This is a genomic window from Rhodococcus sp. P4_B6 (assembly GCF_056402215.1).
This window is the reverse complement of the sequence record NZ_JBFUHV010000006.1, coordinates 68,603-93,224: the sequence shown is the minus strand read 5'-3', so window position 1 is coordinate 93,224 and position 24,622 is coordinate 68,603. Positions and strand designations below refer to the sequence as shown.

Here is a 24,622-nt window from a genome sequence, read left to right as displayed (position 1 = left end):
TTCGTCCCCCTACTTCACAACCGCTGTGCTGGTTGCCAATTCGGCAGCCTGACGAAGAGCTTCGACCATACTACCGGCCTCCGCAATACCCTTGCCTGCGATGTCGAAGGCGGTGCCGTGGTCGACGGACGTCCGGATGACGGGCAGCCCGACCGTGATGTTGACACCCGCCTCGATGCCGAGGACCTTCACCGGCCCGTGCCCCTGATCGTGGTACATCGCCACGATCAGGTCGTAGTCGCCGCGTCCCGCGAGGAAGAATGCGGTGTCGGCAGGCAGGGGTCCGTGGACGTCGATGCCGTCCGCCTTCAGCAGCTCGACCGCGGGAATGATCTTCTGCTCCTCCTCCCCGTAGCCGAACAGCCCGTGCTCGCCGGCGTGCGGGTTGATGCCGCACACCCCGATCTTCGGTTCCGGGATTCCGGAGCGCACGAGCGCCTCGTGCCCACGCCGGATCGTCCGCTCGACGAGTCCGGGTTCGATCTTCGCGACGGCGTCGAGCAGGCCGATGTGGGTGGTCACGTGGATCACCTTCAGCTTCGGCGTCGACAGCATCATGGACACCTCCTCGGTGCCGGTGAGGTGCGCGAGGAGTTCGGTGTGCCCCGGGAAGATGTGGCCTGCGGCGTGCAGAGCCTCCTTGTTGAGCGGGGCCGTGCAGATGGCCTGCACCTCCCCGCGCACCGCGAGTTCGCTGGCGACGCGGATGTACTCGTACGCGGCGTGACCGGCGACCGGGGACAGTTCGCCCCACGCCAGGTCTTCGGGCAGGAGGTCGAGATCGATGACGTTGACGCGCCCGGGCACCGACTGCGCGTCGGCGATCGATTCGACGGTCACGATGTCGACGTCGATGCCGAGCACGTTCGCCGCGAGACGCAGCCGCTTCGCGTCGCCGATGACGACGGGCTTGCACCAGGACAGGGTGGCCTCGTCCAGCAGGGCGGGGACGATCACCTCGGGGCCGATTCCGGCGCCGTCGCCCATGGTGACGGCGACGATGGGCAGGTTCGCGGTATCGGTTGACGCGCTCATGTGAGGTCCTCGCTGTGTGGGAGTGTGGGTGGGCGGCTCATGGCCGCACAGGTAGGCCGCGATCGCGGAGAGACTGGTCGAGTCGCCGAAACTGCCGGGCTTGGTGACGACGCGACGGCCGTCGGATGCGACGGAGGCGACGGCGCCGTGGTGCACCTCGTGGACCGGCCGGAGTGACGTGATGCCCAGCGCGTCGACGATGGCCCGCGCCGTCTCCCCGCCGGTGAGCACAAGATCGGAGCGGTGGCCGTTCTGCAGGGCGGCGACCAGTCGGCCGAGCGCCGCCGACAGCGTCCGCGCGTTCGACGGGTCGACGTCTCCGGTGACCGTCAGGACTGCGTGACCGCTGTCGAGTGCGCGGCTCAGGGGCCCGGTGTCGACGTCGCCGAGGAGAAGGTTGCGGGCGCCGACGGGGATGTGCCGGGCACCGTCGGCGACGAGTGATGCAACCTGTTGCACAGCAATGGGTTCCGCCGTTCCGACGACGGTCAGGACGGAGTCCGCGGGCGTGACCGCGGGAGCGGTGACGTCGCGTCGGGGCAGGGTGCGCGCCACGGCCGCGGCGAGGGCGGACGTCCCGGCCAGTCGCACTCCGGGAATGGTGCGGCAGGCCAGGACGATCGAGTCGAGGTCGGTCTCGGTCTCGACGTCGCAGATCGCGATGGCGCCGTCGGACGCCGCGCGGGCCAGCGCCTGGCCGACGCCGGGACCGCGGGGCACGCACCGCGTGGGACGGCCCGGGAAGAGTGCGGCCACCGATTCCGGCGGCGGGGTGGGTTCCGCCGACCAGACGCCGGCGGCATGGAGTGGCGTCGAACCGACGTGCACGACGCCGCCGCGCACGGTCCGGTCGAGTGCGGGCAGGCCCGCCGCGAAAACCACCGGACCGCTGTCGGCGAGAATTCCCACCTCGGCCCCGATGTTCCCGCGCAGAAGTGAGTCGATCTTCTTCACCACGAGCGTGCCGGACGGAACGCCGTCGAGGGCACGGCGCATCGTCCGGGCCGCACCCTCGGCGCTCATCGACCGGGTGTCGAGATCCGCGATGACGACTCCGCCCGCCGCGTGCGCCTCGCCGGCGCCGAGAAGAAGCGACAGGGGCGCACTCCGGTCGAGAAAGGCGCTCGCCACTTCCGCCGCACCGGACAGGTCGTCGGCGAAGACCGCGACGGCCGGATCCGGTCCGATCGAGTTCGGTCTCATGACGCCGCCTTTGCCCGATTATGTGCGCGTTCCGTGCATCGAATGCTAGCAGTTATGCGCGTTGCGCGCAGCATGTTCACAGTGAAGCCCCCGCGCACTGCACGATCGCCTGACCCGTGATGCTCCCGCCGAGCGGTCCGACGAGGAAGCCGATCAGCCCCGCCACCTCCTCCGGCGCGATGAAACGGCCGAGCGGCGGAAGCTTCGGGGGCGTCGACGTGCGTGCCGGATCGTTCAGCATCGGGGTGTCCGTCGGCCCCGGCGCGACCACGTTGACCGTGATCGCCCGGTGCACCAACTCGGCGGCCCAGGACCGCGACATCCCCACGAGGGCCGACTTGGTGGCGGCGTACTGACTCTTGCCCGCCGCCCCGGACATCGTGCGGCTCCCGACCAGGACCACCCGGCCACCGTCGCGCATCGACGGCACGAGCCCGTTGACGAGGACCTCGGCGGCCGCGACGTGGATACGCCACATGTCCAGGCCGTCCTCCACCCGGAGTTTTCCCAGGGGCGCCGAGGACTGCAGTCCGGCCGCATGGATGACGGCGTCCACCGGACCGACCGCCGTCGCCTCCGCGGACAACGCGTCGAGATCACCGAGATCGACGGCAACCCGGGCGAACCGATCGTGATCGATGCCGGGATCCCGCCTGCTGAATCCGGTGACCGACCACCCGTCGTCCAGAAGCCGGCGGGCGGTGGCGGCGCCGATGCCGGAGCTGACCCCGGTCACGACCGCCCGCTTCGCATCCCCCGTCACGACCGGCCCCCGTCGGCAATCCAGCCCGCCTCGAGTTCGACGTACTCGATCGCCTGACGGAACCGGGTGAACGCCACGTGCAGGTGACCGTCGTTCCCGGCGGTGATGCTGGGGTACGAGTACTCACGGTTCAGGCCGTCGCGGGAGTTGTTGGACAGGCAGTAGCCGTCGCCGACCTCGATGTCGCGGCGATGCGGCCACGTCCGGCCACCGTCCTCGGACATCGCCAGCGTCATCGGCGCGCGGGGGGCACCCCAGAACGCGCTGCGGCTGTCGCCGTCGTCGAGTGGTTCCGGTTCCGCGTCCGCCGCCGCGGGCGGTGCGTCGGCGAGTCCGTCGTCGTCGATCTCGTCGTACAGGGACGTCCGCCGCGCGGTGGCGTTCACGGCGCTGGACTCGTTGAACACCAGGGCGAGCCGGTCGTCGGACAGCACGACGAACTGGATGGACGAATTATTGTTGGGCAGTTCGGTGGCCTCCGGCTCGGTCCAGGTGTCGCCGTCGTCCGTCGAGACGCTGCGGTAGATCGAGTCCGCCCAGCGGCTGCGGTAGAGGGCGACGAGGGTGCCGTTGGAGAGGCGTCCGATGTTCATGTGCACACAGCCGACGCTGCCCGGCACGACCACCTCCCGCCAGGACTCGCCGTCGTCGGAGATCATCACGCTGCTGTAGTCGCGATCGCCCACCCATTTGCGGCCCTCGATGCGGACGCAGTGGAACACGGGCAGCAGGAGCCGCCCGGTGGGGAGTGCGATGACCGGTTGCCGCACGAACACGCCGCCGGCGTCGGTCTCCGGCAGCAGGATGTGCGCCTCGCCCCACGTCCGGCCGCCGTCGGCGGAGATGCGCCGCATGACCCGCGCCGTGTCCTGGTTGCCGGCGTGCTGGGACGTCCACAGCAACCACACGGCGCCCGTCTTCGTCACGTGCAGAACGGGATTCTGCTCCGACCGCGTCGGATCATCGGACAGCTGCACCGGCCCGGACCACACGCCCACGCCCGGGGCGAGCCGGGAGAACCAGACGCTGATGTCCGGCACACCCTCCTGGGTGCCTGCGAACCACACGCACCCGAGGGACCCGTCGGGCAGGACCGTGAGATTGGCCGCGTGATTCTGCACCTGCGGCGCGGGGAGCAGAGCGTCGCGTCGACCCGCCTCGGCGACGTCACGTAGGACGCCGTCGGTGAGCCGGGTATCGGTTGCGGGACTCGGTGTGGTCATCTGCGTCTCCAGTGCGTGGATGGTGGCGGGCGGGTTGTCGACGGCGGCGGTCGCGTCACGTCTAGGCATGCAGCGCCGCGACACTCAGGTCGTAGGAATTCGTGGGCCGCAACGCGACACCGTCGATCCGCGAGCGGCGCGCGAGGACCGCTTTCGGGACGAACGACCACAGACACGGGCACGTGTCCCAGATCCGGCGTTGCGCATCCGCGAGAAGTTCGCCGCGCCGGGTGGCGTCGGCCTCCTCGGAGGCCTGGGTGATGGTCTGGGTGATCTCGGGAAAGATATACCCGTGGTAGGTGTCCCGGGTCGCTTCCTTCTCCGCGGTGCCGGCGTACATGCCCTGCATGATGGTCAGGGCCAGACCGGTCGGGCTCGGGAAGCCGTTGCCGAGGACGTCCCAGTCGCCGGCCTTGCCCTGACGCCACTGCGAGATGTCGCCGCCGGGTTCGAACTGCTGCAGGGTGGTTCGCACACCGACCGCGGACAGCATCTGCAGCACCGATTCCATGATGTCGGTGTCGGCGGCGAACTCGCCTGTCTCCCAGATGATCTTCAGCTCCAGGTCGCGGACCCCGAGGGCGTCGAGTTCGCCGCGGGCACGCGCCGGGTCGTAGCTGTATTCGCCGGTCTCGACAGCGCCGTCGAGGGTGAGGGGAATGACCCCGCGCGACTGGGTGGCGGAGCCCTGGAGAACCTGGTCGACGAGGGCTCGCCCGTCGATCGCGTAGGTCAGGGCCCTGCGCACCCGCGCGTCGGCCAGCGGATGCCCCTGCGGCTTCCGGAAATTGAAGAAGAGTTGATTCAGTCGCACGCCGTCGATCCGGTCGATCGAGACACCCGACAGTCCGGCGAGCTGGTCCGCCGCGTCCGGGGTGATGGAGTCGATGACGTCGACCTCGCCACTCCGCAACGTCACGACGCGGTTCGACTCGTCCGGGACGAAGCGGACACGCACCGATTCGATCTGCGCCGGCGTTCCCCAGTAGTTCTCGTTGCGCACCAGTGTGTAGTTGCCGGTGCCGCGGTCGCTTTCGGTCACGACATACGGTCCGGTTCCCACACCGGACTGCAGTTCCTCGGGAAGGTTCGCGGCCGCCGGGGTGACGAGAATGTTCGACATGAGGTAGTCGAGCACGGGGACGGGACGTTCGGTGTTGAGGGTGAAGCTGGTGTCGTCGATCTGGTCGACCGTGGGCCACTCGGGAAAGAATCCGCCGACGAAGGATCCGTCGACCTGGCTGTACATCTGCAGGGCCGTCGCGACGTCCTGCACCCGCACCGGCGTTCCGTCCGAATAGCGGATGCCGGGCCGCAGGTGCACGTACCACTGGGTGGGTGCGACGAGTTCGAACCGGTCGGCCAGAACGAGCCGGGGCCGCAGGTCGCGGTCGATTTCGGTGAGGGCCTGCCGCACCCCCCGCTGCACCGTCAGTGCCGCATCGAACTGGTTCAGCTTGTTGTCGAGGCTCACGAGCGATCGGTTCAGGGCCAGGCTCACGGTCCTCGGTCCGGGTGTTCCGGTCGGCGTCGCGCAGCCCGCTGCGGAACCGAGCGTGAGGCCGGCGCCGAGCAGGAGACCCGACCTGAGCAGCGTTCTCCTCGAAAAACGCTGTTCGAAAAGAGAATTGGTCATCGTCGACCTCTCGGGACTATGGGTGTGGGGCGCAGCGATCAGGCACGGCGCGAGGCGGTTGCCCACCAGGCGATGTGATCGCCGGCACATCCAAACTCTACTCAGAGTTGCTTGAGATGCGCAAGATGGCGAGCGGGACTTGCGCACAACGCGCATTAGTGCGATTGTGAGCTGAGTTACAAACGAAGCTGCTGTACCCGACACGCCGCGGTGTCGACTCCTCCATCGCCGGCGTTATCGAAAGGTCGACGATGACCCCTCACGCAGACCCCGAACGGCCGGTGACCTCATGACGCAGCACGCCGCCGACACGGCGCTTGCAGCCCAGCCCCCGGGCTCGGCATCATCGGCTCCCCGCCGGACCCGGACCTCCCGCGCCCCGAGGGTGCTGACGGCGGCCATGCCCCGCTACGTCGTCAAACGACTCGGACAGAGCGCGCTGGCCGTCTTCCTGACGCTGACCACCGTGTTCGTCCTCATCCGGATGGCGCCCGGCGATCCCGCCTACTCGATGGCCGGGCCGCTGGCCAGCACCGAGGACCTCGCCCGGATCAGGGCGGACATGGGCCTCGACCAGTCCGTGTTCACCCAGTACCTGCTGTATCTCCGCGGCCTTCTCCACCTCGATCTCGGCACCTCGTACTCGTTCCAGGCACCCGCCTTCGACGTCGTCCTCGCCCGGCTGCCATACACGATCACCCTGTCCGTCGCGGCGATCGTGCTCACCACGCTGGTGGCCATCCCGCTGGGCGTGTGGATGGCGCGCCGCGCCGACACGAGGCGCGAACTCGGTGCCAACGTCGTCACGATCGCCGGCCAGTCCATGCCCGACTTCTGGACCGGGCTGATGCTCATCACCGTGTTCGCGGTCCTGATCCCGATTTTTCCCGCGGCCGGATTCACGACCTGGTCCAGCCTGGTGTTGCCCACCGTGACCGTGGCCGTCCTGCAGATTGCCCTGATCTCCCGCATGGTCCGCCGCGAGATGGTCGGCGCGTTCTCCTCGCCGTACATGACGGTGGCCCGCTCGCGGGGTGTCCCGGAGCGGGAGCTCATCTGGCGGTACGCGCTGCGGAACTCCGCGATCCCCGTGCTGACCGCGCTCGGCACCCGGTTCGCATCCATGCTCAACGGTGTCGTCGTGGTCGAGGTCGTCTTCGCGTGGCCCGGCGTCGGATCGCTGGTCGTACGGGCACTCGAGACGAGGGACTACCCCCTCATCCAGGCCACCGTCCTGGTGACCGCAGTACTCGCCGTTCTCGTCCAGCTTCTCGTCGACCTCTGCTATCCGCTCCTCGACCCGCGCGTCCGACTCGGAAAGGGAACGAGTAAATGACCACCATCGTCGATCCCCCGGCGCATGCGCGCCCGTCCACGGTCACCCGCCGCGACATCGCCCGGGCCGGTGCCACCCGAGTCGCTCGCGACAGCCGGGTGAAGATCTGGATCGGCAGCATCTGCGCCCTGGCCGTCATTCTGCCGGTCGCCTGCGCACAATTACTGCCCCTGCCGTCTCCGGACGCCACCGACCTCGCCCAGCGCCGGCTGCCACCGCTGACACCCGGGCACCTGTTCGGCACCGACCAACTCGGCCGCGACCTCCTCTCCCGCGTCCTCTACGGCGGGCAGGTATCGCTCACCGTCGGAATTCTCGCGGTGGTCGTGTCCGGACTGATCGGCCTGTGCCTCGGCGCACTCGCCGGCTACCTCGGCGGCTGGGCCGATACCGTTGTCAGCCGTCTCCTCGAAGCCCAGCTGTCGCTGCCGCTCCTCATGATGCTGCTGCTCGTCGTCGCCCTGTTCGGCCCGTCGATCCCGGTCATCACGTTCGTCATCGCCATTGCCCAGTGGCCGGAGATCGCCCGGCTGACCCGTTCACTCGTCCTCGTCGAACGCGAGAAACCGTATATCGCGGCGTCCCGCGTGCTCGGACTCGGACGCACCGCCATCCTGCTCCGCCACATCGTCCCCAACATCATCAAGCAGGCGTCCCTCGTCGTGCTGCTGCTGCTCGCGCAGGCCGTGCTCCTCGAGAGCGCGCTGAGCTACCTCGGTGCCGGACCGCAACGTCCATTCGCCACCTGGGGCCGGATCATCTCCGACGGGCAGGACTACATCACCACCTCGTGGTGGCTGGTGACCCTCCCCGGCCTCGTCATCGTGCTGCTCGTCGTCGGTGTCAACCTGCTCGGCGACGGGCTCCGGGATCGGCCGAAGTCGCTGCGACTGCAACCGGGTGTACTACAGCGACTCCGGGCGTGGAAGGGAATTGCGTGACATGACGAATCTGCTGCGAGTCGACGAACTGCAGATCGAACTCATCACCGCCCGGGGCGTCATCCGCGCAGTGGACGGCGTGTCGTTCAGCATCGACGCCGGCGAAACGGTGACGATCATCGGCGAATCGGGGTCGGGAAAATCGACCACGGCGATGGGCCTCCTCGGTCTGCTGCCCGACGACCTCGCCGTCCTCTCCGGCGCGGTGCGGTTCAAGGACTGCGACATCCTCGGGAAGCCGAAGGCGCTCGCGAAGGTCCGGGGCCGGCACATCGCCCTGATCCCGCAGGACCCGATGACGGCGCTGAGCCCGGTGCACACCGTCGGATCCCAGCTGCGGGAGGCGGTGCGCCACAGCGGCATCACCGGAAGGTCGAAGGAAACCGCGCGGGCCGTGGAACTGCTCGAGCAGGTACGGATCCAGAATCCGGCGGGACAACTCGGGAAGTATCCGCACCAGTTGTCCGGTGGAATGCTGCAGCGTGTGCTGATCGCCTGCTCGCTCGCGTCGGGTCCCGAACTGATCGTCGCCGACGAACCCACCAGCGCCCTCGACGTGACCGTGCAGGCGAGCATCCTCGACCTGCTGCTCGAACTCCAGGAGCGCACCGGCGTCGGAATGCTCGTCATCACTCACGATCTCGGCGTCGCCCGCTTGATGTCGGACCGGATCTACGTCATGAAGGACGGCCGGTTCGTCGAGAACGGCGGAGCCGAGGATCTCGTTCTCCATCCTCGCAGCGCCTACACCAAGAAACTGCTCGACGCCGTGCCGCGGCTCGGCGACTTCACCACGACCGTAGGAGCGTCGACATGAATGCCCCTCTGCTGTCCGTCGAGGACCTCGTCGTCGAATACCCGGTCCCCGACGGTGTGTTCCGCGCCGTCGACACCGTCAGCTTCTCGGTGGACAAGGGCGCGACCCTCGCCGTCGTCGGTGAGTCGGGGTGCGGGAAATCGACTATCGCGAAATCGATCGTCCGGCTGCTCACCCCCACCTCCGGCCGGATCCTCGTCGACGGTGCCGACATCGCGCAGCTGTCGGAGAAGGCGCTGCGGCCCTTTCGGTCTCGCGTGCAGATGGTGTTCCAGGACCCGTACGGCTCACTGGACCCGCACCTGACGGCCGTCGACATCGTCGGCGAACCGCTCCGCCTGCAGGGCGTCCGGAGCAAGTCCGAGCGGGCGCGCAGAGCCGCGGAGCTGATCGACCGCGTCGGCCTGCCCGCCACGGCGCTTCATCGCCGCCCCGCCGAATTCTCGGGAGGTCAGCGGCAACGCATCGGCATTGCCCGGGCCCTGGCGAGCGGACCGGAACTCCTCGTGTGCGACGAGGCCACCAGCGCACTGGACGTGTCGGTGCAGGCTCAGGTGCTCGATCTGCTCCGCGAGATCCAGCACGACACCGGCCTGACCTACGTCTTCATCTCCCACAACCTCGGCGTCGTCCGCGAGATCAGCGACACCGTGATCGTCATGTCCCGCGGACAGGTGGTCGAAAGCGGTTCCACCACCGACGTTCTCGAACGTCCCGCCAAGCCGTACACCCAGGCCCTGCGCGCCGCCGCGCTCGACCCCACCACCATGGTCGGGATCAAACCCCGCCACCTCGTCTCGCGTTCACCCGGCGCGGCCGACGTTTCCCGCACCGCATCCCGAGGAGTAGCTTGATGCCCGAACTCGACCTGACCTCACTCGTTCTCGGCACGATGACGTTCGGCGACACCGTCGACTTCGACGGTGCCGCCGCGATGGTCGACGCCGCGCTCGACGCCGGCATCACCCACATCGACACCGCCAACGGCTACGCCGGCGGAGAGTCCGAACGCCTCCTCGCCCGACTGCTCGGCACGCGCCGCGACCGAATCACCCTCGCCACCAAGGCGGGAATGCCGCACCCCGACGCGGGCGACCACTCACCGCTGTCCCCCGCGGGCCTCCGGGCGAGCGTCGAGGCGAGCCTGAAGAGACTGGACACCGACTACGTCGATCTGTTCTATCTCCATCAGCCCGACCGGGCCACACCCCTCGCCGACACCCTCTCCACCGTCGCCGAACTCGTGTCGGAGGGCAAGATCCGCGCCCTCGGTGTCTCCAACTTCGCGGCCTGGCAGATCGCCGAACTGAACCACACCGCCGACGCCGTCGGCGCACCCCGCCCGATCGTCGCCCAGCAGCTCTACAACCTGCTGGCCCGGCGGATCGAGGAGGAGTACGTCGAATTCGCCGCAGTCACCGGACTGATCACGATGGTCTACAACCCGCTCGGCGGCGGTCTCCTCACCGGACGGCACTCGTACGACACGAAGCCGGCCGATGGCCGCTTCGGTGATTCGCGGTTGGCACAGATGTACAAGGAGCGGTACTGGAACACCGCGATCTTCGATGCGATCACCCAGTTGTCCGTGATCGCCGACAAGGCCGGGATCCCGCTCACCGAACTCGCTCTGCGCTGGCTGGTGTCCAAGCCGGCGGCGGGGCCGATCCTCCTCGGGGGATCCAAGGTCGCGCACCTGCAGTCGAACATCGCCGCTGTCGCGAAGGGCACACTCGACGACGAACTGATCGACGCGTGCGACGAAGTGGGCAGCGCCCTGCGCGGACCCATGCCCAACTACAACCGCTAGGAGAAATCGCCCTCATGAGCGCCCAGGAATTCGCCGCCCGACTCCGCGGCCGGGAACGGATCGTCGGCTATTGGTCCGTGATCGACAGCCCGGTGTCGACGGAGTGGCTCGCCCACGTCGGCTGGGACTACATCGCCCTCGACCTCCAGCACGGCCTGATCGGATACTCCGGCATGGTCGCGGGGCTCACCGCCATCGATGCCTCCGGTTCCACGGTCGGCATGATCCGGGTCGAGTCGAACGACCCAACACCGATCGGCCGGGCACTCGACGCCGGCGCGGCGGGAGTGATCGTTCCGCTGGTGAACACGGCAGAGGAAGCTGCCCGCGCCGTTGCTGCCGCAACCTACCCGCCCGCCGGCGTGCGCTCGTACGGGCCGATGCGCTCGCAACTGCGGATCGGCCCGACCCCGTCGGATGCCAACCGCGACACGGTCGTCGTCGTGATGATCGAAACCCCGCAGGGGCTGGCGAACGTGGAGGAGATCTGCGCCGTCCCCGGACTCGACGGCGTCTACGTGGGGCCGTCCGACCTGCGCCTCGCCGTGGGTGGCGCGCACCCGAACGATCCGAGCGTCGACGACGAGTTCGAGGCGGCCGTGACCCGGGTCCGGGAGGCCGCCGCAGCGGCGGGCATCGCGGCGGGCATCCACACCCCCGACGGGTCGGTAGCAGCCCGCCGACTCGCGGAGGGATACACGTTCGCGACCGTCGCGTCGGATCTCACCCATCTCAAGGCGGCCTCCGCCGCGCATCTCAAAGCCGCGACCGGGGACTGACAGGCGCTCCGCGCCCGTGCGCCTTTTTGGTTGTTCGCGCTACCAAAAAGGCGCACGGGCGGCGAAGCCGCCTGACTGATGCAAAGATGGATCGAATCATGCCCGACATCATCGAGTTGATTTTCGACGACCACGAGTGGTTCCGGCGGCAGTTCGCCGCACTGGACGAATTGAAGTCCCGGCGCCGGGTGGAGATCACGGCCGTGGAGGCGGTGTGGACGCCGTTGGCGAAACGCCTGGATCTGCACGCTGCAGCGGAAGAGGAAATCTTCTATCCCCAACTCCTTCGTGTCGGCGAGGACGCGGAGGCGGAAGCCGAGACCCTCGACGCGATCGGGGACCACAACGACATCCGCGACGGCGTCCGGGCGGCGGCGGGGAACCCCGTCCTCTCCGAGGAGTGGTGGGCGGCAGTCGGCCGGACGCGCCGGGCCAACGACGAACACATGGCCGAGGAGGAACGGGAGGGCCTGGCCGATTTCCGGACCGCACCGGATGATCTTCGCGAGTCGCTCGGGCGGCGGTTCGCCGAATACTTCCTCGTTCACCGCACCGTGTCGGAGGTGGACACCTCGGACAAGGACCCGAAGGAGTACGTCCGCGAGATCGAAGAGGACCTCGACGAGGACGACAACCCCGGATCGCTTCGAATCGGCAGCTTGAAGGGCCGGTAGCAACGCACTCCCCACATCACAGACCGCGCGGTCTGTGTTCTATAGTTCGGGCGGTCCGCGGCATCGGGCCGACCGGTTCTGTGGGGAGATGGGGTTGTGGCGCGAATTTCCCGTCCGGTACCCGATGCCCTTCCTCCGATGTCGTTCGAGCGGACCGTGCCCCGCAGGTACGTGCACCGCCAATCCGTGGCCGAGGTCTTCCTCACCGACTGCGTCTCGCTGCCTGCGCCGGATCGGTTCGTCGTCGCCGCGCAGTGGCCCCGCCTGCACGGCTTCTACCGCGCCCGAGACGGGCACTACGACACCATGCTGCTGGCGGAAACGCTCCGGCAGACCGCCATCTACCTGGGACACACCCGCTTCTCCGTCCCCCTGCCGAACCGGTTCGTCATGCAGCACCTCGAGGTGCATGCGGTACCCGGCGCGCTCGCGGTGGGTGCGGCGGCCGCGGATGTGGTCGTCGAGGTCACCGTGTCCCAGCACGTGTACCGCGGCGGGGCGCTGTCCGCGTTCCACGTCGACCTGCGGTTCCGGATCGCCGGACAGGATGCCGGCTCCGCGACGGGTCACGCGGTAGTTTTCCCTCCGGCCGCATACTCACGCGCCCGGTGGGGTGAGCGCGGCCCGCGGGCGATCGACGCGCCGTGGTGCCCGACTCCCGCCCCGGCTGCGCTGGTCGGTCACGTCGACGACGCGCACGTGGTCCTCGGCCCGCGACGCTCCGAGAACGAGTGGGAGTTGCGGATCGACCACACGCACCCCGTGCTGTTCGACCATCCGTGCGATCACATTCCCGGAATGCTGCTGCTCGAGGCGATGCGGCAGGCGGCCTGCGCCCGACTCGGCCTGCCGGACGCGCACCTCGCGTCCCTGGGCGCCACGTTCCACCGTTTCGCCGAACTCGACGAACGGACCACGATCCGGCTGGACGTAATGGACGACGGCGCGTTGTCCATCAGCGGGTCGATACGGCAGGGCGGTGTGGCGGTCGTGCGCGGAACCGGGGCGCTCGCACCTACCGCGGTGAGCGCATGTGCGGGCGGCTAGTCGGCGTCGTCCGGTACCCAGCGGGCCCGGCGGATACGGGCGATGTCCTGATGCCGGGTCGCGGGCATGATCCCGGGGAGCAGGAACCCCCACATGTCGTCGACGCGTTGCTCGAGGTCCGTGCGCTGCGTCAACACCTGGGAGACGGTCTGGACGCCGGTGAAGGCGCCGATGACGAACCGCGCCAGCCTCGGCGGGTCGATGTCCGCGCGGAGATCCCCCTGCTCGACGGCCCGAGTGGCGAGCATCTCGCAACTGTTGATCCAGTCGAGATAGGGATCCGCGGGGCCCTGGTCGTCGGCACTGAGTTCGAGGGTGATCCGGATACCGGCTCGCACAATCGGGTCGTTCACGATCTGCCGGGCCATTTCGTGGCACAGCATCACGATCTGCTCGATCGCCGACACCTGCTCACGGCCGATCGCCTCGACCGACGCGATGGAGATCCGGTGTTGCTCACCGATGATGAAACGCGCCAGATCCTCTTTCGAACGGAAATGGAAGTACAAGGCCCCCTTCGTGATTCCGGCGTTCTCGACGATGTTGCCGAGTCTGGCTCCTTCGAAACCCGACTTCTCGAACATCTCCGCCGCCCCGCGGACGATCTGCTGTCGAGTCGCCGCAGCACGCGCCTGCTGAACCACGTTCACACCTTTCCCTGCCGCACGAGAGAAGAACGATGACGATGAAAGCACGGAACACGCGCCCATTGCCCGGAGAGACGGTACCAGCGTCGACCGCGAGCGAGCGTGGTCGAACACCCTCCGCGCCGGTACGTGTCGCGGTCGTGGGAGCGACGGGCTTCATCGGGTCCGCCACCGTGCGGGCCCTCGTATCGGCCGGGATTGCGTGCACCGCGGTCGCGCGCAGACCGTCGGACCAGGACATTCCGGGCGTGCCGTCCGCGCAGGCGGATCTGACCGATCCGGTGAGCCTCCGCAGGGCGCTCACCGGCGCCGACGTCGTGATCCACACCGCCTCCTACACCGGCAGCGACGCGGCGCACTGCATCGCGGTGAACGTCGACGGCACCGAGAATCTCCTTGCCGCCGCGGCGCGGAACGGTATCCGCCGGGTGCTCTACGTCAGCAGCATCGGCGTGTACGGTGCCGGACCGCACAGCGGTATCGGTGAGTTCGACACCACGCCCGCACCCGTTTCGGCGCTGAGCGCGAGCAGGCTGACCGCCGAACACCGCGTCCTCGCATCGGGCGGCTGCGTCGTCCGGCCGGGATTCGTCCACGGGCCCGGCGACCGCTGGTTCGTCCCCGGATTCATCCGGATCCTCGAGACGCTGGGCGCCTGGGTGGACGAGGGGCGGTCCCGGATCTCGGTCGTCGCGGTGACCGACCTCGCCCGGATTCTCGCGACCCTCGCCGCGCAGGCCCCGGCACATTCCGGCGACGTCTTCCACGCCTGCCATCCCGACCCTGTCACCGCCCGCGAACTCGGCCGGGCACTCGCGGACTCCGGCCGCCTCCGACTGCCGGGCAGCTCACTCACCTTCGACGACGCCGTCACCGCCGGAACCCGGCACGGCCTCACCGAACGGCACCTCGATCTGATCGGCCGCGACCACTGGTACGACCCCACCCGCCTGCTGACCGCCACCGGCACGACCTTCGGCCACCGCCCTTTGGCCGGTCTCCCGGCGTGACGAGGTCCGGCAGGAAGTCGGTGGGCGGAACGTCGTTTGCGGTCCGCGGTCGGGGTGTATACCCGGATAGAGATCGATTTCCCCCACCTGACGGAGTGTCGAGATGGCCCTTCTCGCCGAAATCGTCGTGGACACCGAAGGCGACAGCCGGATAGTGGTCCTGTATCCCGTGATGTGGCTGTTCATCGCGGTTCTGGTGACGTTCGTGGTCACCCGGATCATCACCCGCCGTATTCGCTCGCAAACGGGAGCGGAGCCCACGGACGACGCCGCGGACTCGGGGGGCGGTCTGATCGGTGACATCACCGTCGGCGGGGTGCACCTGCACCACCAGGTTTTCGGGATCCTGTTCATGACGCTGGCGGGGCTAGCACTGATCGCGACCACCCCGGAGGGCACGGCGCTCAACGTCTTCGCCGCGCTGTTCGGGGTCGGTCTCGCACTGACTTTCGACGAGTTCGCTCTGTGGGTACACCTCGACGACGTGTACTGGAGCACGTCCGGACGAAAGTCGGTGGACGCGATCTTCTGCGCGCTCATGATCACCGGTCTGATGATCGGGGGCGCCGAACTCGTGAGCGGGCAGATCGGCACCGCCCAGTGGTGGACGTCGATCGGCTATCTGCTCATCTCACTCGGCATCTCGTTGATCTGCCTGCTCAAGGGCAAGTTCGTCACGGGGATCGTGGGGATCGTGTTCCAGCCCGTCGCGATCGTCGGCGCGATTCGCCTGGCCAAACCCGATTCCTGGTGGGCAGTGCGCCGCTACGGCACCCGACCGCGCCGGCTGGCACGCTCCCAGGCACGGTTCGGGGAGCGTTACCACGCCCGCTGGAATCGGGCGCGCGACTTCGTCGCCGGACCGCCGGACCCCCGCCACGCCGGAACGCAGAGCTAGTCTTCGTCCGCCGTCCGCGAGCGTCCCATCATCTCCAGCCCCGCCATCGCCTTTTCGGCGCCTGCCTCGTCCACCTTCTCCATCGCGAATCCCATGTGGATGACGATCCAGTCGCCCGGTTCCAGGCTGACGTCCTCGGGCAGCATGCCGACGTTCACCTTGCGCTGTTCGCCGACGACGTCGACGAGCGCGAGTTGGTTGCCGTAGCCCTCCAGCATGCGCACCACCCGGCCGGGAATTCCGAGACACACGATTCAGCCCTCCGTCTTCTCCGGTTGCAGCGTCGCTGCGTGGGCCGCCAGCAGTTGGTCCACGATTTCGAAGACCGTGTCGACGGCCGGTGCGACGGCGGCGGCGACGCGCGGTGACAGCCCGATTCCCTCGTCGGTGTTGTCCACCTGGCAGCCGAGGACCACGGCGCGCGGCAGGGTTCCGCCAAGCGCGCGGAGACTGGCGAACACCGCCCCCGGATCCATGCTGTGCGCGTCGAGCGGCGCCGCGGGCACCGAATCGGGTCCCACCTCGAACGCCCTCAATGCCCCCGGCTCACCTCGATCGGGAACGGCGTCGACCAGCAGGAGTGCACCCCACCCGTCGAGCAGTTCGTACGCCAGATGTGTTCCACGGATGCCGAAATCGACGGCCCGGACTCCCGGCGGCAGCGACCTCGTCGCGACACCACGCAGCACCTCGGGACCGAATCCGTCGTCGCCGAAGAAGATGTTGCCCACACCGGCAACCAGCACCCGCCTGTCCGTCACGTGGCCTCACATCTTGCGCATACGCAGGTACCGCTTGATGTCGGGAAGCGAGAAGACGGCGACCGCCACACCGGCGACCGCCAGCAACGCCAGCGCGGCGGTGGTGGCCTCTCCGAGAATCTTCATGACTGTTCTTCCTTTCCGGTGTCTGCCGATACGGGCTCCACCTCGTCCGGGGCGAAGTACAGATACCTGCCGTACCACTCGTGCAACTCGGAGGCGGGATCGTCCATCAGCACGACGCCGACGTGGGTGCCACCGTCGACGTCGGCGTGCACGGTCACCACCCGAGCGAGCTGTCCCGCGAAGAACAGGTCCTGGGCGTCGGCGCGGCGCGACGGATGGATCCGCACGACGGTGCCCTTCGCCACCCGGACGCCGTTGACGATCACACCGTCGATGTCGGGGCGCACGGCGGTGTCGGCGTCCGGATCCCACCACGGCACGTCGTCGGTCAGTTCCGGGACGAGACCCATGTCGGGGAGGCCGCGCTCGGCGTTACCTTGCTCCGGGATGTCGGGGCTCGGGAAATGCGGGTTTCGCAGGACGCCGTGCATCTGGGCGAGCGTCGCCGGCGACATCTGCTCGCAGCGGTCGATGATCTGGGCGGCGAGCGGGTCGGTGGCGCGCGCCTGACGCTTCTCCTCCTCGGTGAGCGTCATGACCCGCAGGGTGAGGATCTCATCGATCTCGGTGGCGTCGAACAGGGCGCCGTCGCTCTGCTCGGCCACCTCCGGGTGGTCGTACAGGATGATCGGCGACACCAGGACGAGGTCCGTCTCCCCCGGCAGCCCGGCCAGCACGGGGTAGCAGCGTTCCTGATGGCAGGTCGACGCGAGCGGCGCGGCGTCGTCGGGCGGCTCGAGCAGCGAGACGAACTCGGCGTCCTCCGCAGCCAACATCAGGTGCGCCCCGATCAGCGAGTGCCTGATGGCCGAATCCTTCGACCACGTGCCGATCGCGTCGATCTTCACGTTCTCGATCGACACCCGCAGTAGGTCCAGTCCGTCGTGCCGGTCGCTGCCGACGCGGACGACGGCGCGCAGCGGCCACCTGGTCCGCACCACGCGCCCGGCGAGGGTGCCGTCGTCCTCGCGCAACTCCTCGACGTCCACTCCCCCCTCGACGTCCACGTCGAGCCGGCAGTCCTCGAGCTCCTCGGCCGGGAACACCGCGCCCAGGTCGATCTCGCGTTCCACCGCCTCGTCCCACGACAGCCAGCTGCGGCCGGCGACGGTGAGTTCCCCGACCGGCTCGAACCCGGACCCCGCGGCCTTCTCCACCTCACGCACCTGCAGTTGCAGGAACCGGACGGTCACCGACACTCCGGACCGCTGACCCGGACGGGGGCGCATCAGCGTCTGACAGGACAGGCGCGGTTCCTCGCCGACTCCCGATTCCGCCGCACCCGGCGGTCCGAGGACGCCGAACTGCCACCGGGATTGGTTCTTCGACGAACTCGCACGATACGGATACAGCAGGTAGCCCTCGTAGAGGACCGCGTCGGCCACGGCCCGTACTCGCTGCAGGGACGCCGGGGAGATCATGCGATCACCTCCCCGGCTCCCTGCAGCAGGTTTGCGATGGCGACATCCAGTCCGAGCAGTCCGTGCGCCGCCTTGTATTTCGCCAGTGCCGCCAGCGTGTCGTGGTCGAGGCGCACCCAGCCCGTATTCGGGTAGTGCGCCTGGACGAGTTCGCGCCACACCGCCACCGGCAAGTCGTACGTCGATTCGCGGTCCCACGGGATCCGTTCCACGCCGAACCCGGCGACCCCGCGCGTGAAGACCGTTCCGCTGAACAGGAACACCAGCGGCACCGTCGACCCGGCCTCATCCAGGGCGTGCAGGTACTTCGAGGCTGTCACCTCGAAGTCGTACGTGCACGGCAGCGGCAACTCCACCACACTGGACCCGGTGAACCCCTGGGCCACGGTGCTGGTCTGCATCCACTGGAAGGGTTTGAGCGTGGCCGTCCACCGCTCGCGGGGCCCGAACAGATCGAGGAGGCCCTCCGCCTCGCCGTCCGTGTACCGGCGGCGTTGCGGGTCGATGCGGACCTGGCAGCGGACGGCCATCGCATGCACGACAGCATCGCTGGACTCCGTCACCTCCACCCGCGCAGTCAGATTCGGCGCAACCGCGAACGGTTCCGGAAACACGTCCGCCACACGGAACGTCAACTCGGTCACGTCGGCTCCTTCGCGACGCGACTGCGCGCCCGCACGTCGTCGAAGAACGTGTCGATGACCCGCCGTGCGTCCTGGCCGCCGTCGAATCCCCGCCACACCTGCCGCAACTGCCCCACCAACTGGTAGCAGGCGTCGATGGGTACGAGGTAGCACTCGGGGTCGCCCTCGCCGTGTTCGGGGACCCGCAGCAACAGGGCTTCCGTGTCGGCGGACAGCCGGCCGAGCGCGGGGTTCACCGCGAGCACACCGTCCCAGGCGTCGAGGGGCAGTTCCGATTCGGTCGCGCCCGCCGGACCGGGATAGAACGCGACGGTCTTGGCCAGCAGCGAATTCCGGAACACGAACGCGAGCCCGACGGGGATCTCCAGTTCGTCCCAGCGACCGGGGGCGAGTTCGAAGTTCGGAAACGACAGGTAGCGTTCCGGCACGGCCCGGAAGCGCAGTTCGGCGTTTTCGTCGGTGAACAGCAGGTAGCACCCGCGGCACACGCACATCAGTTGCCGGTCCTGCACGTTCACGACGTGCTGGTGGGCGTCGGCGATCGGCACGGCGCACATGTCGCACCGTTCCCCGACCACCGGTTTGGGCCGCTCGGACGCGATGCGCTGCAGGATGCGCAGCCCGTTCCCCGACGGGCTCATCACGCCACCTCCGCGGCGGGCACGGCCACGGAGACGACGCCGTCGCGCACGAGGACCGGGAGCGGCGAGAGCGTTTCGGCGTCCGCGTCGCCGTCCAGGCGCAGGCCCGCGCGACGCGGGTCGAAATGCGCCCGGCACGACGGGCAGCGCAGCACCGCGTCCCCCACCTGCCCTCCCGCCTTCCGTTGCAGCGTGGCCCCGGCCAGCGAGTGGGTGCAGGCGGCGCACCGGTCGCGGTAGGCGAACAACTGCTCCCCGATCCGGCACACCAGGATCGGCAGCCCGGCGACGGAGAACCCGGCCACCTCCCCGGGTGTCAGTTCCTCGAGTTCGGGCACCGACACCCACGTCCCGGTGCCGCTCGACCCGTCCAATCCGTTCGGATGAACATGGGAGAACAGCGATTCCGCGGCGATCAGCCCGGAACCGGCGGCCGGGGTGGCGCCCACCACCTCGATGTCCACGGTCTCCGGCGCGGCCGCCAGCACGGCGTCCTTGACGGCGAGTTCCAACGTCACCGCAGACGACGGGCAGCTCTGACAACTGCCGGTCAGCCGCAACCGCACCACACCGTCCACCACGCCGAGCAATTCCACGTCACCGCCGTGGGAGCCCAGGTAGGGGCGCACGCTGTCGAGTGCGGAGGCAACCCTCGTCTCGACATCGTGCGGATGGAGTCCGTTCACGAGGAGCAGGCTGGCCACGAGTTCGTCGGCGGCGAGACGTTCTACGAGGTCGTCGTCGCGGTCACCGATGATGTCGAGGACACGCTGCAACCCGGCGCCGTAGAGTTCGACCACCTCCCGGACCAATTGCTCGGCGCGCTCGCGGGCCACCGAGCCACCTGTCGAACTCGCGTCCAACAGGCTGTCGATCCGTTCGCCGGCTGTCCGCCACCGATCGGGGTCGTCTGCTACTTCGTCACTCCCCCACGTCTCCGATCCGCCACTCTCCATGCGTACCCCGTCACTCGCCGGTCACGGACTGGGTGGGCGAATGCAGCTTCTCCAGCGTCTTTCCCTCACCGAGATACATGTGCACACCGCACGGCAGGCAGGGGTCGAAACTGCGGACGGTCCGCATGATGTCGATGCCCTTGAAGTGCTCCCGGTCGTTCTCCTCGAAGATCGGCTGGCCCTGCACCGCGTCCTCGTACGGCCCCGGTGTACCGAAGCTGTCGCGGGGGTTGGCGTTCCACGGCGTCGGCGGATACGGGTGATAGTTCGCGATCTTGCCGTCGCGAATCACCATGTGGTGCGACAGGACTCCGCGCACCGCCTCCGTGAAGCCGCAGCCGATCCCCTCGTCGGGGACGTCGAACTTCTCCCAGGTCTTCGTGTGCCCGGCCCGGATCTCGGCGAGCGCCTGCTCCGCGAAGTGCAGCGCGCACGCCGCCGCGTAGGCCTGGAAGTAGGTCCGCGCCCGGTCCCGCTCGATCGTGTTGCTGCCGTACTGCGGGATCTTCCATTCGAACTCGACCGGGCCCTTCAGCGCGGTCTTCGGCAGGTTGATCTTCACGCTGTGACCGGTCGACTGCACGTACCCGATGTCGACGAGGCCCGCGAGGGCGGTACTCCAGAGCCGGGCCAGTGGTCCGCCGCCGGTGTCCAGCGCGAGGTGGTCGGTGCCGTCGAACCACCGCGGCGACATCACCCAGCTGTACTTGTCCTCCATGTCGCGTTTCTGCGGGTGCGGGTTGGTGTGCTGGTTCCACGGATGCCTGCGGTCGACCTGGTTCCCGAGCGGATCGTTCCTCACGAACATCTCCTGGTCGGTCCAGTCGTCGTAATACGAACTGCCCAAAAGGATTCGGATACCGAGGTTGATGTCGACGAGCGACGTCGTGACCAGTTTTCCGTCCACCACGACGCCGGGCGTCACGAACATCGCCCGACCCCACTTCTCCATGTCCTTGTAGGAGAAGTTGCACACCGCGGGATCCTGGAACGACCCCCAGCAGCCGAGGAGGGTCCGGCGCAGGCCGACCTTCTCGTAGCCGGGCATCGCCTCGTAGAAGAAGTCGAACAGGTCGTCGTGCATGGGGACGACCTTCTTCATGAACTCCACGTAGCGCATCAGACGCGTCGTGTAGTCGGTCATCAGCTGAATCGTTGCGACCGTTCCCACACCACCCGGGTACAGGGTGGACGGGTGCACGTGCCGACCCTCCATGAGACAGAACATCTCTCGGGTCCACCGGCTGACCTGCAACGCCTCCCGGTAGAACTCACCGGTGAACGGGTTCAGCGACCGCATGATGTCGGCGATGGTCTTGTAGCCGTGCTCCCCGGCGTGCGGCGCCTCGGTCTTCTCGGCCTGCGCCAGCACCCCCGGATTCGTCTCGGAGACCATCTTCTCGCAGAAGTCCACACCGACGAGGTTCTCCTGAAAGATGTTGTGATCGAACATGTATTCCGCGGCCTCGCCGAGGTTGACGATCCACTCGCCGATGTTCGGAGGCTTCACACCGTAGGCCATGTTCTGGGTGTAGCACGAACACGTCGCGTGGTTGTCACCGCAGATGCCGCAGATCCGGCTCGTGATGAAGTGGGCGTCGCGGGGGTCCTTACCCTTCATGAAAATCGAATAGCCGCGGAAGATCGACGAAGTGCTGTGGCACTCTACGACTTCCTTCTGCTTGAAGTCGATCTTCGTATAGATGCCCAGGCTACCCACGATGCGCGTGATCGGATCCCACGCCATCTCGACCAGGCCGTCGGATTCCGACTTGTGCGAAGGTTCCGGAATGATCGTTGTCATCGACGTACCTCTCAGTGTTCGAGGCCGGCGGACCACCGCCCGAGACCCCGAGCGGGACTACCAGGTGCGTGTCGCGCCCGTGGTCAGTTTCGTACCGCGACTGCGCCAGTGCGGCTCTTTGTCCAACGTGTTCTTGGTGATCCTGCGCAAACTGCGAATGGCGGATCCGTACAGTCCGGACGCCGTGGTGGAGAGTTTGCCGCCCGGCGGTTCGTCCATGAACGGCATGAACTTGTCCGGGAAGCCCGGCATCGTGCACCCGATGCAGATACCACCCACATTCGGGCACCCACCCACACCGTTGATCCAGCCCCGCTTCGGGACGTTGCACTTGACGACAGGACCCCAGCACCCCAGCTTCACGATGCACTTCGGTGAGCCGTACTCGGTGGCGAAATCACCCTGCTCGTAGTAGCCGGCGCGGTCGCAGCCCTCGTGCACCGTGGCGCCGAACAGCCATTGCGGACGCAGCGCGTCGTCGAGCGGAATCATGGGCGCCTGCTCGGTGGCCATGTAGAGGAGATACGTCAACGTCTCCGACAGATTGTCCGGCTGGATCGGGCAACCGGGAACGCAGACGATCGGAATGCCCGCCTTCGACTTCCAGTCCCAGCCGAGATAATCGGGAACACCCATCGCCCCGGTCGGGTTGCCCGCCATCGCGTGGATGCCGCCGTACGTCGCGCACGTGCCCGCCGCGACGATCGCCGTCGCCTTCGGAGCCAGACGATCGAGCCACTCACTCGTCGTCACCGGCTGACCGGTCTCGGGATTGTTGCCGAAGCCGCACCAGTAACCCTCGTCGTGAAGTTGCTCGTTCGGGATGGAACCCTCCACCACCAGCACGAAGGGTTCGAGTTCGCCGCGGTCCGCCTTCCAGAACCATTCCAGGAAGTCGTTGGCGCCGCCCTCCGGACCGTTGTCGAAGTCGATCAGCGGCCAGTGCACGGCCACTTTGGGCAGGCCCGGCAGGGCCCCCAGGGCAATCTCCTCGACACTGGGCTGCGTCGCAGCCGTCAAGGCCACCGAATCGCCGTCGCAACTGAGTCCCGCATTGATCCACAGCACGTGAATCAGGGTGTCCTCGGCGTTGATTGCTTCCTGTGTCGGCATATCAGGTCGCTTTCCGGAGTGAACACAACTCCTGTCGCCACCGGAGTCGACCGTCGGCCCACCTGCGTGGCGCTGATATTTATTTAGCTCCGCCGCCGAGCGGATGTCAACGGTCCCCGGCGCGTCGCGCCGCGTCGTCCGGCCCCGTCGTGTAGTGGCTTCATTTCTTCGCGATCCAGTCGTACCACTGCCGAATGCCCTGACCGGTCGTCGCCGACAATGTGATCATCTGCAGGTCCGGGTTCACCGACCGGGCGTACTTCGTGCAGAGGTCGACGTCGAAGTCCACGTACGGCAACAGGTCCGCCTTGTTCACGATCACCAGGTTCGCCGCCGCGAACATGTGCGGATACTTCAGCGGCTTGTCCGTCCCCTCGGTCACCGAGATCACCACCACCCGGCTCTTCTCACCGAGATCGAACAGTGCCGGACAGACGAGATTCCCCACGTTCTCGATGAACAGCAGCGAATTCGGCTCGGGGTCCAGGGCGGTCAGCGCGTCCCGCATCATCTCGGCGTCGAGATGACACCCGGCGCCCGTGTTCACCTGCACCACAGCACATCCCGTCGCCTTGATGCGGTTGGCGTCGAGCATCGTCTCCTGGTCGCCCTCCACCACCGAGACCCGACGCTGCCCACCGATGTCGGCGATGGTGCGTTCGAGCAGCGTCGTCTTCCCGGACCCGGGCGAACTCATCACGTTGAGGGCGAGTACCCCGCGCCCCGCCAGCCAGCCCCGGTTGCGCTCGGCCGTGAGGTCGTTCTTCGCCAGCACCTTCTGTTCGAGGGTGACCGTCTCGGTCGCGTGTTCGTGAGTGTGTGGGTGCTCGTCGTGGGGGTGTTCGTGGGTGTGCTCGTGTGCGTGGTCGTGCGGGTGCTCGTGGTCGTGGGGGTGCTCGTGGGGCACCGTGATCCTGGTCCCCGTCTCGTCTCCGCATCCACAGGTGGCACACATTTGCGTCAGCTCACTTCCATCGAGAGGATTCGTAGTTCCCGACCCGACGTGACCTCTACGTCCGCACTTCCGCACGGGCACAGCAACACCAGGTCCGTGAGCACGAAGTCGTCGCCGCATTCACGGCAGTGCGCACCGCCCGGCGTGTGGTCGATGTCGAGACGGGCACCGTGCGCGACGGTCCCTTCGGTGACCAGTTCGAAACAGAACTGCATCGAATCGGCGACTACCGCAGTCAGCGCCCCCACCTGCACCCGCACGCTGTGGACCGTCCGTCCCGCAGCGGTCTCGCAGACGGCGTCGACGACGCTCTGGGTGATTGCCAATTCGTGCATCACGGCCCCGTTCAGGACTCGTCACTATCCTGTTCGAGCGTAGCGCT

26 protein-coding genes are annotated in these 24,622 nt (G+C 67.8%); 10 read left to right on the top strand and 16 right to left on the bottom strand.

Features of this window, described 5'->3' with window-relative positions:
• Positions 1-9: 9 nt before the first annotated feature.
• The 4 genes from pdxA to AC1DWT_RS04475 all read right to left on the bottom strand — a co-directional run bounded on the left by pdxA (position 10) and on the right by AC1DWT_RS04475 (position 5,860).
• On the bottom strand, positions 10-2,238 hold the full coding sequence (pdxA, locus tag AC1DWT_RS04490) for a 4-hydroxythreonine-4-phosphate dehydrogenase PdxA (RefSeq protein WP_095863185.1): 2,229 nt from the start codon (positions 2,236-2,238) through the stop codon (positions 10-12).
• A 76-nt stretch (positions 2,239-2,314) separates the two neighbouring features.
• Positions 2,315-3,001: an SDR family NAD(P)-dependent oxidoreductase gene (locus tag AC1DWT_RS04485; RefSeq protein ID WP_072938933.1), complete on the bottom strand. Its 687-nt coding sequence runs from the start codon at positions 2,999-3,001 to the stop codon at positions 2,315-2,317.
• Positions 2,998-4,293 carry a sialidase family protein gene (locus AC1DWT_RS04480; protein WP_257015752.1) on the bottom strand — a complete coding sequence of 432 codons (1,296 nt, stop codon included), beginning with the start codon at positions 4,291-4,293 and terminating at the stop codon, positions 2,998-3,000. Before AC1DWT_RS04480 ends, AC1DWT_RS04485 begins: the two co-directional genes overlap by 4 nt.
• Positions 4,286-5,860, bottom strand: a complete 1,575-nt coding sequence (locus AC1DWT_RS04475; protein ID WP_072938936.1) for an ABC transporter substrate-binding protein — start codon at positions 5,858-5,860, stop codon at positions 4,286-4,288. The genes AC1DWT_RS04480 and AC1DWT_RS04475 overlap by 8 nt, the downstream gene beginning before the upstream one ends.
• Before the next feature lie 400 nt (positions 5,861-6,260).
• Here AC1DWT_RS04475 and AC1DWT_RS04470 point away from each other — a divergent pair, with 400 nt between their 5' ends.
• The 8 genes from AC1DWT_RS04470 to AC1DWT_RS04435 all read left to right on the top strand — a co-directional run bounded on the left by AC1DWT_RS04470 (position 6,261) and on the right by AC1DWT_RS04435 (position 13,264).
• Positions 6,261-7,196, top strand: coding sequence for an ABC transporter permease (locus tag AC1DWT_RS04470; RefSeq protein ID WP_072938939.1), 936 nt, complete (start codon positions 6,261-6,263; stop codon positions 7,194-7,196).
• On the top strand, positions 7,193-8,137 hold the full coding sequence (locus tag AC1DWT_RS04465; RefSeq protein WP_072938942.1) for an ABC transporter permease: 945 nt from the start codon (positions 7,193-7,195) through the stop codon (positions 8,135-8,137). The genes AC1DWT_RS04470 and AC1DWT_RS04465 overlap by 4 nt, the downstream gene beginning before the upstream one ends.
• Position 8,138: 1 nt before the next feature.
• On the top strand, positions 8,139-8,954 hold the full coding sequence (locus AC1DWT_RS04460) for an ABC transporter ATP-binding protein (protein ID WP_095863182.1): 816 nt from the start codon (positions 8,139-8,141) through the stop codon (positions 8,952-8,954).
• The gene (locus AC1DWT_RS04455) at positions 8,951-9,808 is read left to right on the top strand and encodes an ATP-binding cassette domain-containing protein (RefSeq protein WP_095863181.1); all 858 of its coding nucleotides are present in this window, start codon (positions 8,951-8,953) and stop codon (positions 9,806-9,808) included. The genes AC1DWT_RS04460 and AC1DWT_RS04455 overlap by 4 nt, the downstream gene beginning before the upstream one ends.
• A complete protein-coding gene (locus AC1DWT_RS04450) occupies positions 9,808-10,764 on the top strand; it encodes an aldo/keto reductase (protein ID WP_095863180.1) in 957 nt (318 codons plus the stop codon). The genes AC1DWT_RS04455 and AC1DWT_RS04450 overlap by 1 nt, the downstream gene beginning before the upstream one ends.
• A 14-nt stretch (positions 10,765-10,778) precedes the next feature.
• A complete protein-coding gene (locus tag AC1DWT_RS04445; RefSeq protein ID WP_095863179.1) occupies positions 10,779-11,543 on the top strand; it encodes an HpcH/HpaI aldolase family protein in 765 nt (254 codons plus the stop codon).
• Between the two features lie 98 nt (positions 11,544-11,641).
• Positions 11,642-12,217, top strand: a complete 576-nt coding sequence (locus tag AC1DWT_RS04440) for a hemerythrin domain-containing protein (RefSeq protein WP_378673579.1) — start codon at positions 11,642-11,644, stop codon at positions 12,215-12,217.
• Between the two features lie 96 nt (positions 12,218-12,313).
• Complete coding sequence (locus AC1DWT_RS04435) at positions 12,314-13,264, top strand: ScbA/BarX family gamma-butyrolactone biosynthesis protein (protein WP_095863177.1); 951 nt, start codon at positions 12,314-12,316, stop codon at positions 13,262-13,264.
• Here the strand turns inward: AC1DWT_RS04435 and AC1DWT_RS04430 are convergent.
• Complete coding sequence (locus AC1DWT_RS04430) at positions 13,261-13,908, bottom strand: ScbR family autoregulator-binding transcription factor (RefSeq protein ID WP_095863606.1); 648 nt, start codon at positions 13,906-13,908, stop codon at positions 13,261-13,263. The genes AC1DWT_RS04435 and AC1DWT_RS04430 overlap by 4 nt on opposite strands.
• Before the next feature lie 35 nt (positions 13,909-13,943).
• Here AC1DWT_RS04430 and AC1DWT_RS04425 point away from each other — a divergent pair, with 35 nt between their 5' ends.
• Complete coding sequence (locus AC1DWT_RS04425; RefSeq protein ID WP_095863176.1) at positions 13,944-14,921, top strand: NAD-dependent epimerase/dehydratase family protein; 978 nt, start codon at positions 13,944-13,946, stop codon at positions 14,919-14,921.
• Positions 14,922-15,024: 103 nt separating this feature from the next.
• The gene (locus tag AC1DWT_RS04420) at positions 15,025-15,819 is read left to right on the top strand and encodes a hypothetical protein (RefSeq protein WP_072938965.1); all 795 of its coding nucleotides are present in this window, start codon (positions 15,025-15,027) and stop codon (positions 15,817-15,819) included.
• On the opposite strand, the gene AC1DWT_RS04415 is transcribed toward AC1DWT_RS04420, so the two are convergent.
• The 11 genes from AC1DWT_RS04415 to AC1DWT_RS04365 form a co-directional block, all read right to left on the bottom strand.
• Positions 15,816-16,070, bottom strand: coding sequence for a HypC/HybG/HupF family hydrogenase formation chaperone (locus AC1DWT_RS04415; RefSeq protein WP_072938967.1), 255 nt, complete (start codon positions 16,068-16,070; stop codon positions 15,816-15,818). The genes AC1DWT_RS04420 and AC1DWT_RS04415 overlap by 4 nt on opposite strands.
• A gap of 3 nt (positions 16,071-16,073) precedes the next feature.
• Positions 16,074-16,580, bottom strand: coding sequence for a hydrogenase maturation protease (locus AC1DWT_RS04410; protein WP_095863175.1), 507 nt, complete (start codon positions 16,578-16,580; stop codon positions 16,074-16,076).
• 6 nt (positions 16,581-16,586) lie between these two features.
• The gene (locus AC1DWT_RS04405; protein ID WP_371851542.1) at positions 16,587-16,706 is read right to left on the bottom strand and encodes a DUF6893 family small protein; all 120 of its coding nucleotides are present in this window, start codon (positions 16,704-16,706) and stop codon (positions 16,587-16,589) included.
• Positions 16,703-18,127 (bottom strand): hypothetical protein, encoded by a 1,425-nt coding sequence (locus tag AC1DWT_RS04400; RefSeq protein ID WP_095863174.1) that lies wholly within the window; start codon positions 18,125-18,127, stop codon positions 16,703-16,705. The genes AC1DWT_RS04405 and AC1DWT_RS04400 overlap by 4 nt, the downstream gene beginning before the upstream one ends.
• The gene (locus AC1DWT_RS04395; RefSeq protein WP_095863173.1) at positions 18,124-18,771 is read right to left on the bottom strand and encodes a DUF6084 family protein; all 648 of its coding nucleotides are present in this window, start codon (positions 18,769-18,771) and stop codon (positions 18,124-18,126) included. The genes AC1DWT_RS04400 and AC1DWT_RS04395 overlap by 4 nt, the downstream gene beginning before the upstream one ends.
• Positions 18,768-19,412 carry a DUF5947 family protein gene (locus AC1DWT_RS04390; RefSeq protein ID WP_072938979.1) on the bottom strand — a complete coding sequence of 215 codons (645 nt, stop codon included), beginning with the start codon at positions 19,410-19,412 and terminating at the stop codon, positions 18,768-18,770. Before AC1DWT_RS04390 ends, AC1DWT_RS04395 begins: the two co-directional genes overlap by 4 nt.
• Positions 19,412-20,368, bottom strand: coding sequence for a NifU family protein (locus AC1DWT_RS04385; RefSeq protein WP_072938981.1), 957 nt, complete (start codon positions 20,366-20,368; stop codon positions 19,412-19,414). The genes AC1DWT_RS04390 and AC1DWT_RS04385 overlap by 1 nt, the downstream gene beginning before the upstream one ends.
• Positions 20,369-20,378: 10 nt before the next feature.
• Positions 20,379-22,172 carry a nickel-dependent hydrogenase large subunit gene (locus tag AC1DWT_RS04380; protein WP_072938983.1) on the bottom strand — a complete coding sequence of 598 codons (1,794 nt, stop codon included), beginning with the start codon at positions 22,170-22,172 and terminating at the stop codon, positions 20,379-20,381.
• Positions 22,173-22,229: 57 nt separating this feature from the next.
• Positions 22,230-23,285: an NADH-quinone oxidoreductase subunit B family protein gene (locus AC1DWT_RS04375; RefSeq protein WP_095863172.1), complete on the bottom strand. Its 1,056-nt coding sequence runs from the start codon at positions 23,283-23,285 to the stop codon at positions 22,230-22,232.
• Between the two features lie 160 nt (positions 23,286-23,445).
• Positions 23,446-24,240, bottom strand: coding sequence for a hydrogenase nickel incorporation protein HypB (gene hypB, locus AC1DWT_RS04370; RefSeq protein ID WP_095863171.1), 795 nt, complete (start codon positions 24,238-24,240; stop codon positions 23,446-23,448).
• Between the two features lie 5 nt (positions 24,241-24,245).
• Positions 24,246-24,575, bottom strand: coding sequence for a hydrogenase maturation nickel metallochaperone HypA/HybF (locus AC1DWT_RS04365; RefSeq protein ID WP_072938989.1), 330 nt, complete (start codon positions 24,573-24,575; stop codon positions 24,246-24,248).
• Positions 24,576-24,622: the final 47 nt, after the last annotated feature.

Bases quoted from the DNA above. Each gene is read 5' to 3' on its own strand.
- AC1DWT_RS04420 (WP_072938965.1), top strand. From the start codon at position 15,025: ATGGCCCTTCTCGCCGAAATCGTCGTGGACACCGAAGGCGACAGCCGG.
- AC1DWT_RS04480 (WP_257015752.1), bottom strand. From the start codon at position 4,293: ATGCCTAGACGTGACGCGACCGCCGCCGTCGACAACCCGCCCGCCACC.
- AC1DWT_RS04425 (WP_095863176.1), top strand. From the start codon at position 13,944: ATGACGATGAAAGCACGGAACACGCGCCCATTGCCCGGAGAGACGGTA.
- AC1DWT_RS04470 (WP_072938939.1), top strand. From the start codon at position 6,261: ATGCCCCGCTACGTCGTCAAACGACTCGGACAGAGCGCGCTGGCCGTC.
- AC1DWT_RS04400 (WP_095863174.1), bottom strand. From the start codon at position 18,127: ATGATCTCCCCGGCGTCCCTGCAGCGAGTACGGGCCGTGGCCGACGCG.
- AC1DWT_RS04375 (WP_095863172.1), bottom strand. From the start codon at position 23,285: ATGCCGACACAGGAAGCAATCAACGCCGAGGACACCCTGATTCACGTG.
- AC1DWT_RS04445 (WP_095863179.1), top strand. From the start codon at position 10,779: ATGAGCGCCCAGGAATTCGCCGCCCGACTCCGCGGCCGGGAACGGATC.
- AC1DWT_RS04450 (WP_095863180.1), top strand. From the start codon at position 9,808: ATGCCCGAACTCGACCTGACCTCACTCGTTCTCGGCACGATGACGTTC.
- hypB (WP_095863171.1), bottom strand. From the start codon at position 24,240: ATGTGTGCCACCTGTGGATGCGGAGACGAGACGGGGACCAGGATCACG.
- AC1DWT_RS04365 (WP_072938989.1), bottom strand. From the start codon at position 24,575: ATGCACGAATTGGCAATCACCCAGAGCGTCGTCGACGCCGTCTGCGAG.
- AC1DWT_RS04380 (WP_072938983.1), bottom strand. From the start codon at position 22,172: ATGACAACGATCATTCCGGAACCTTCGCACAAGTCGGAATCCGACGGC.
- AC1DWT_RS04390 (WP_072938979.1), bottom strand. From the start codon at position 19,412: ATGAGCCCGTCGGGGAACGGGCTGCGCATCCTGCAGCGCATCGCGTCC.
- AC1DWT_RS04455 (WP_095863181.1), top strand. From the start codon at position 8,951: ATGAATGCCCCTCTGCTGTCCGTCGAGGACCTCGTCGTCGAATACCCG.
- pdxA (WP_095863185.1), bottom strand. From the start codon at position 2,238: ATGAGACCGAACTCGATCGGACCGGATCCGGCCGTCGCGGTCTTCGCC.
- AC1DWT_RS04385 (WP_072938981.1), bottom strand. From the start codon at position 20,368: ATGGAGAGTGGCGGATCGGAGACGTGGGGGAGTGACGAAGTAGCAGAC.
- AC1DWT_RS04475 (WP_072938936.1), bottom strand. From the start codon at position 5,860: ATGACCAATTCTCTTTTCGAACAGCGTTTTTCGAGGAGAACGCTGCTC.
- AC1DWT_RS04440 (WP_378673579.1), top strand. From the start codon at position 11,642: ATGCCCGACATCATCGAGTTGATTTTCGACGACCACGAGTGGTTCCGG.
- AC1DWT_RS04465 (WP_072938942.1), top strand. From the start codon at position 7,193: ATGACCACCATCGTCGATCCCCCGGCGCATGCGCGCCCGTCCACGGTC.
- AC1DWT_RS04405 (WP_371851542.1), bottom strand. From the start codon at position 16,706: ATGAAGATTCTCGGAGAGGCCACCACCGCCGCGCTGGCGTTGCTGGCG.
- AC1DWT_RS04460 (WP_095863182.1), top strand. From the start codon at position 8,139: ATGACGAATCTGCTGCGAGTCGACGAACTGCAGATCGAACTCATCACC.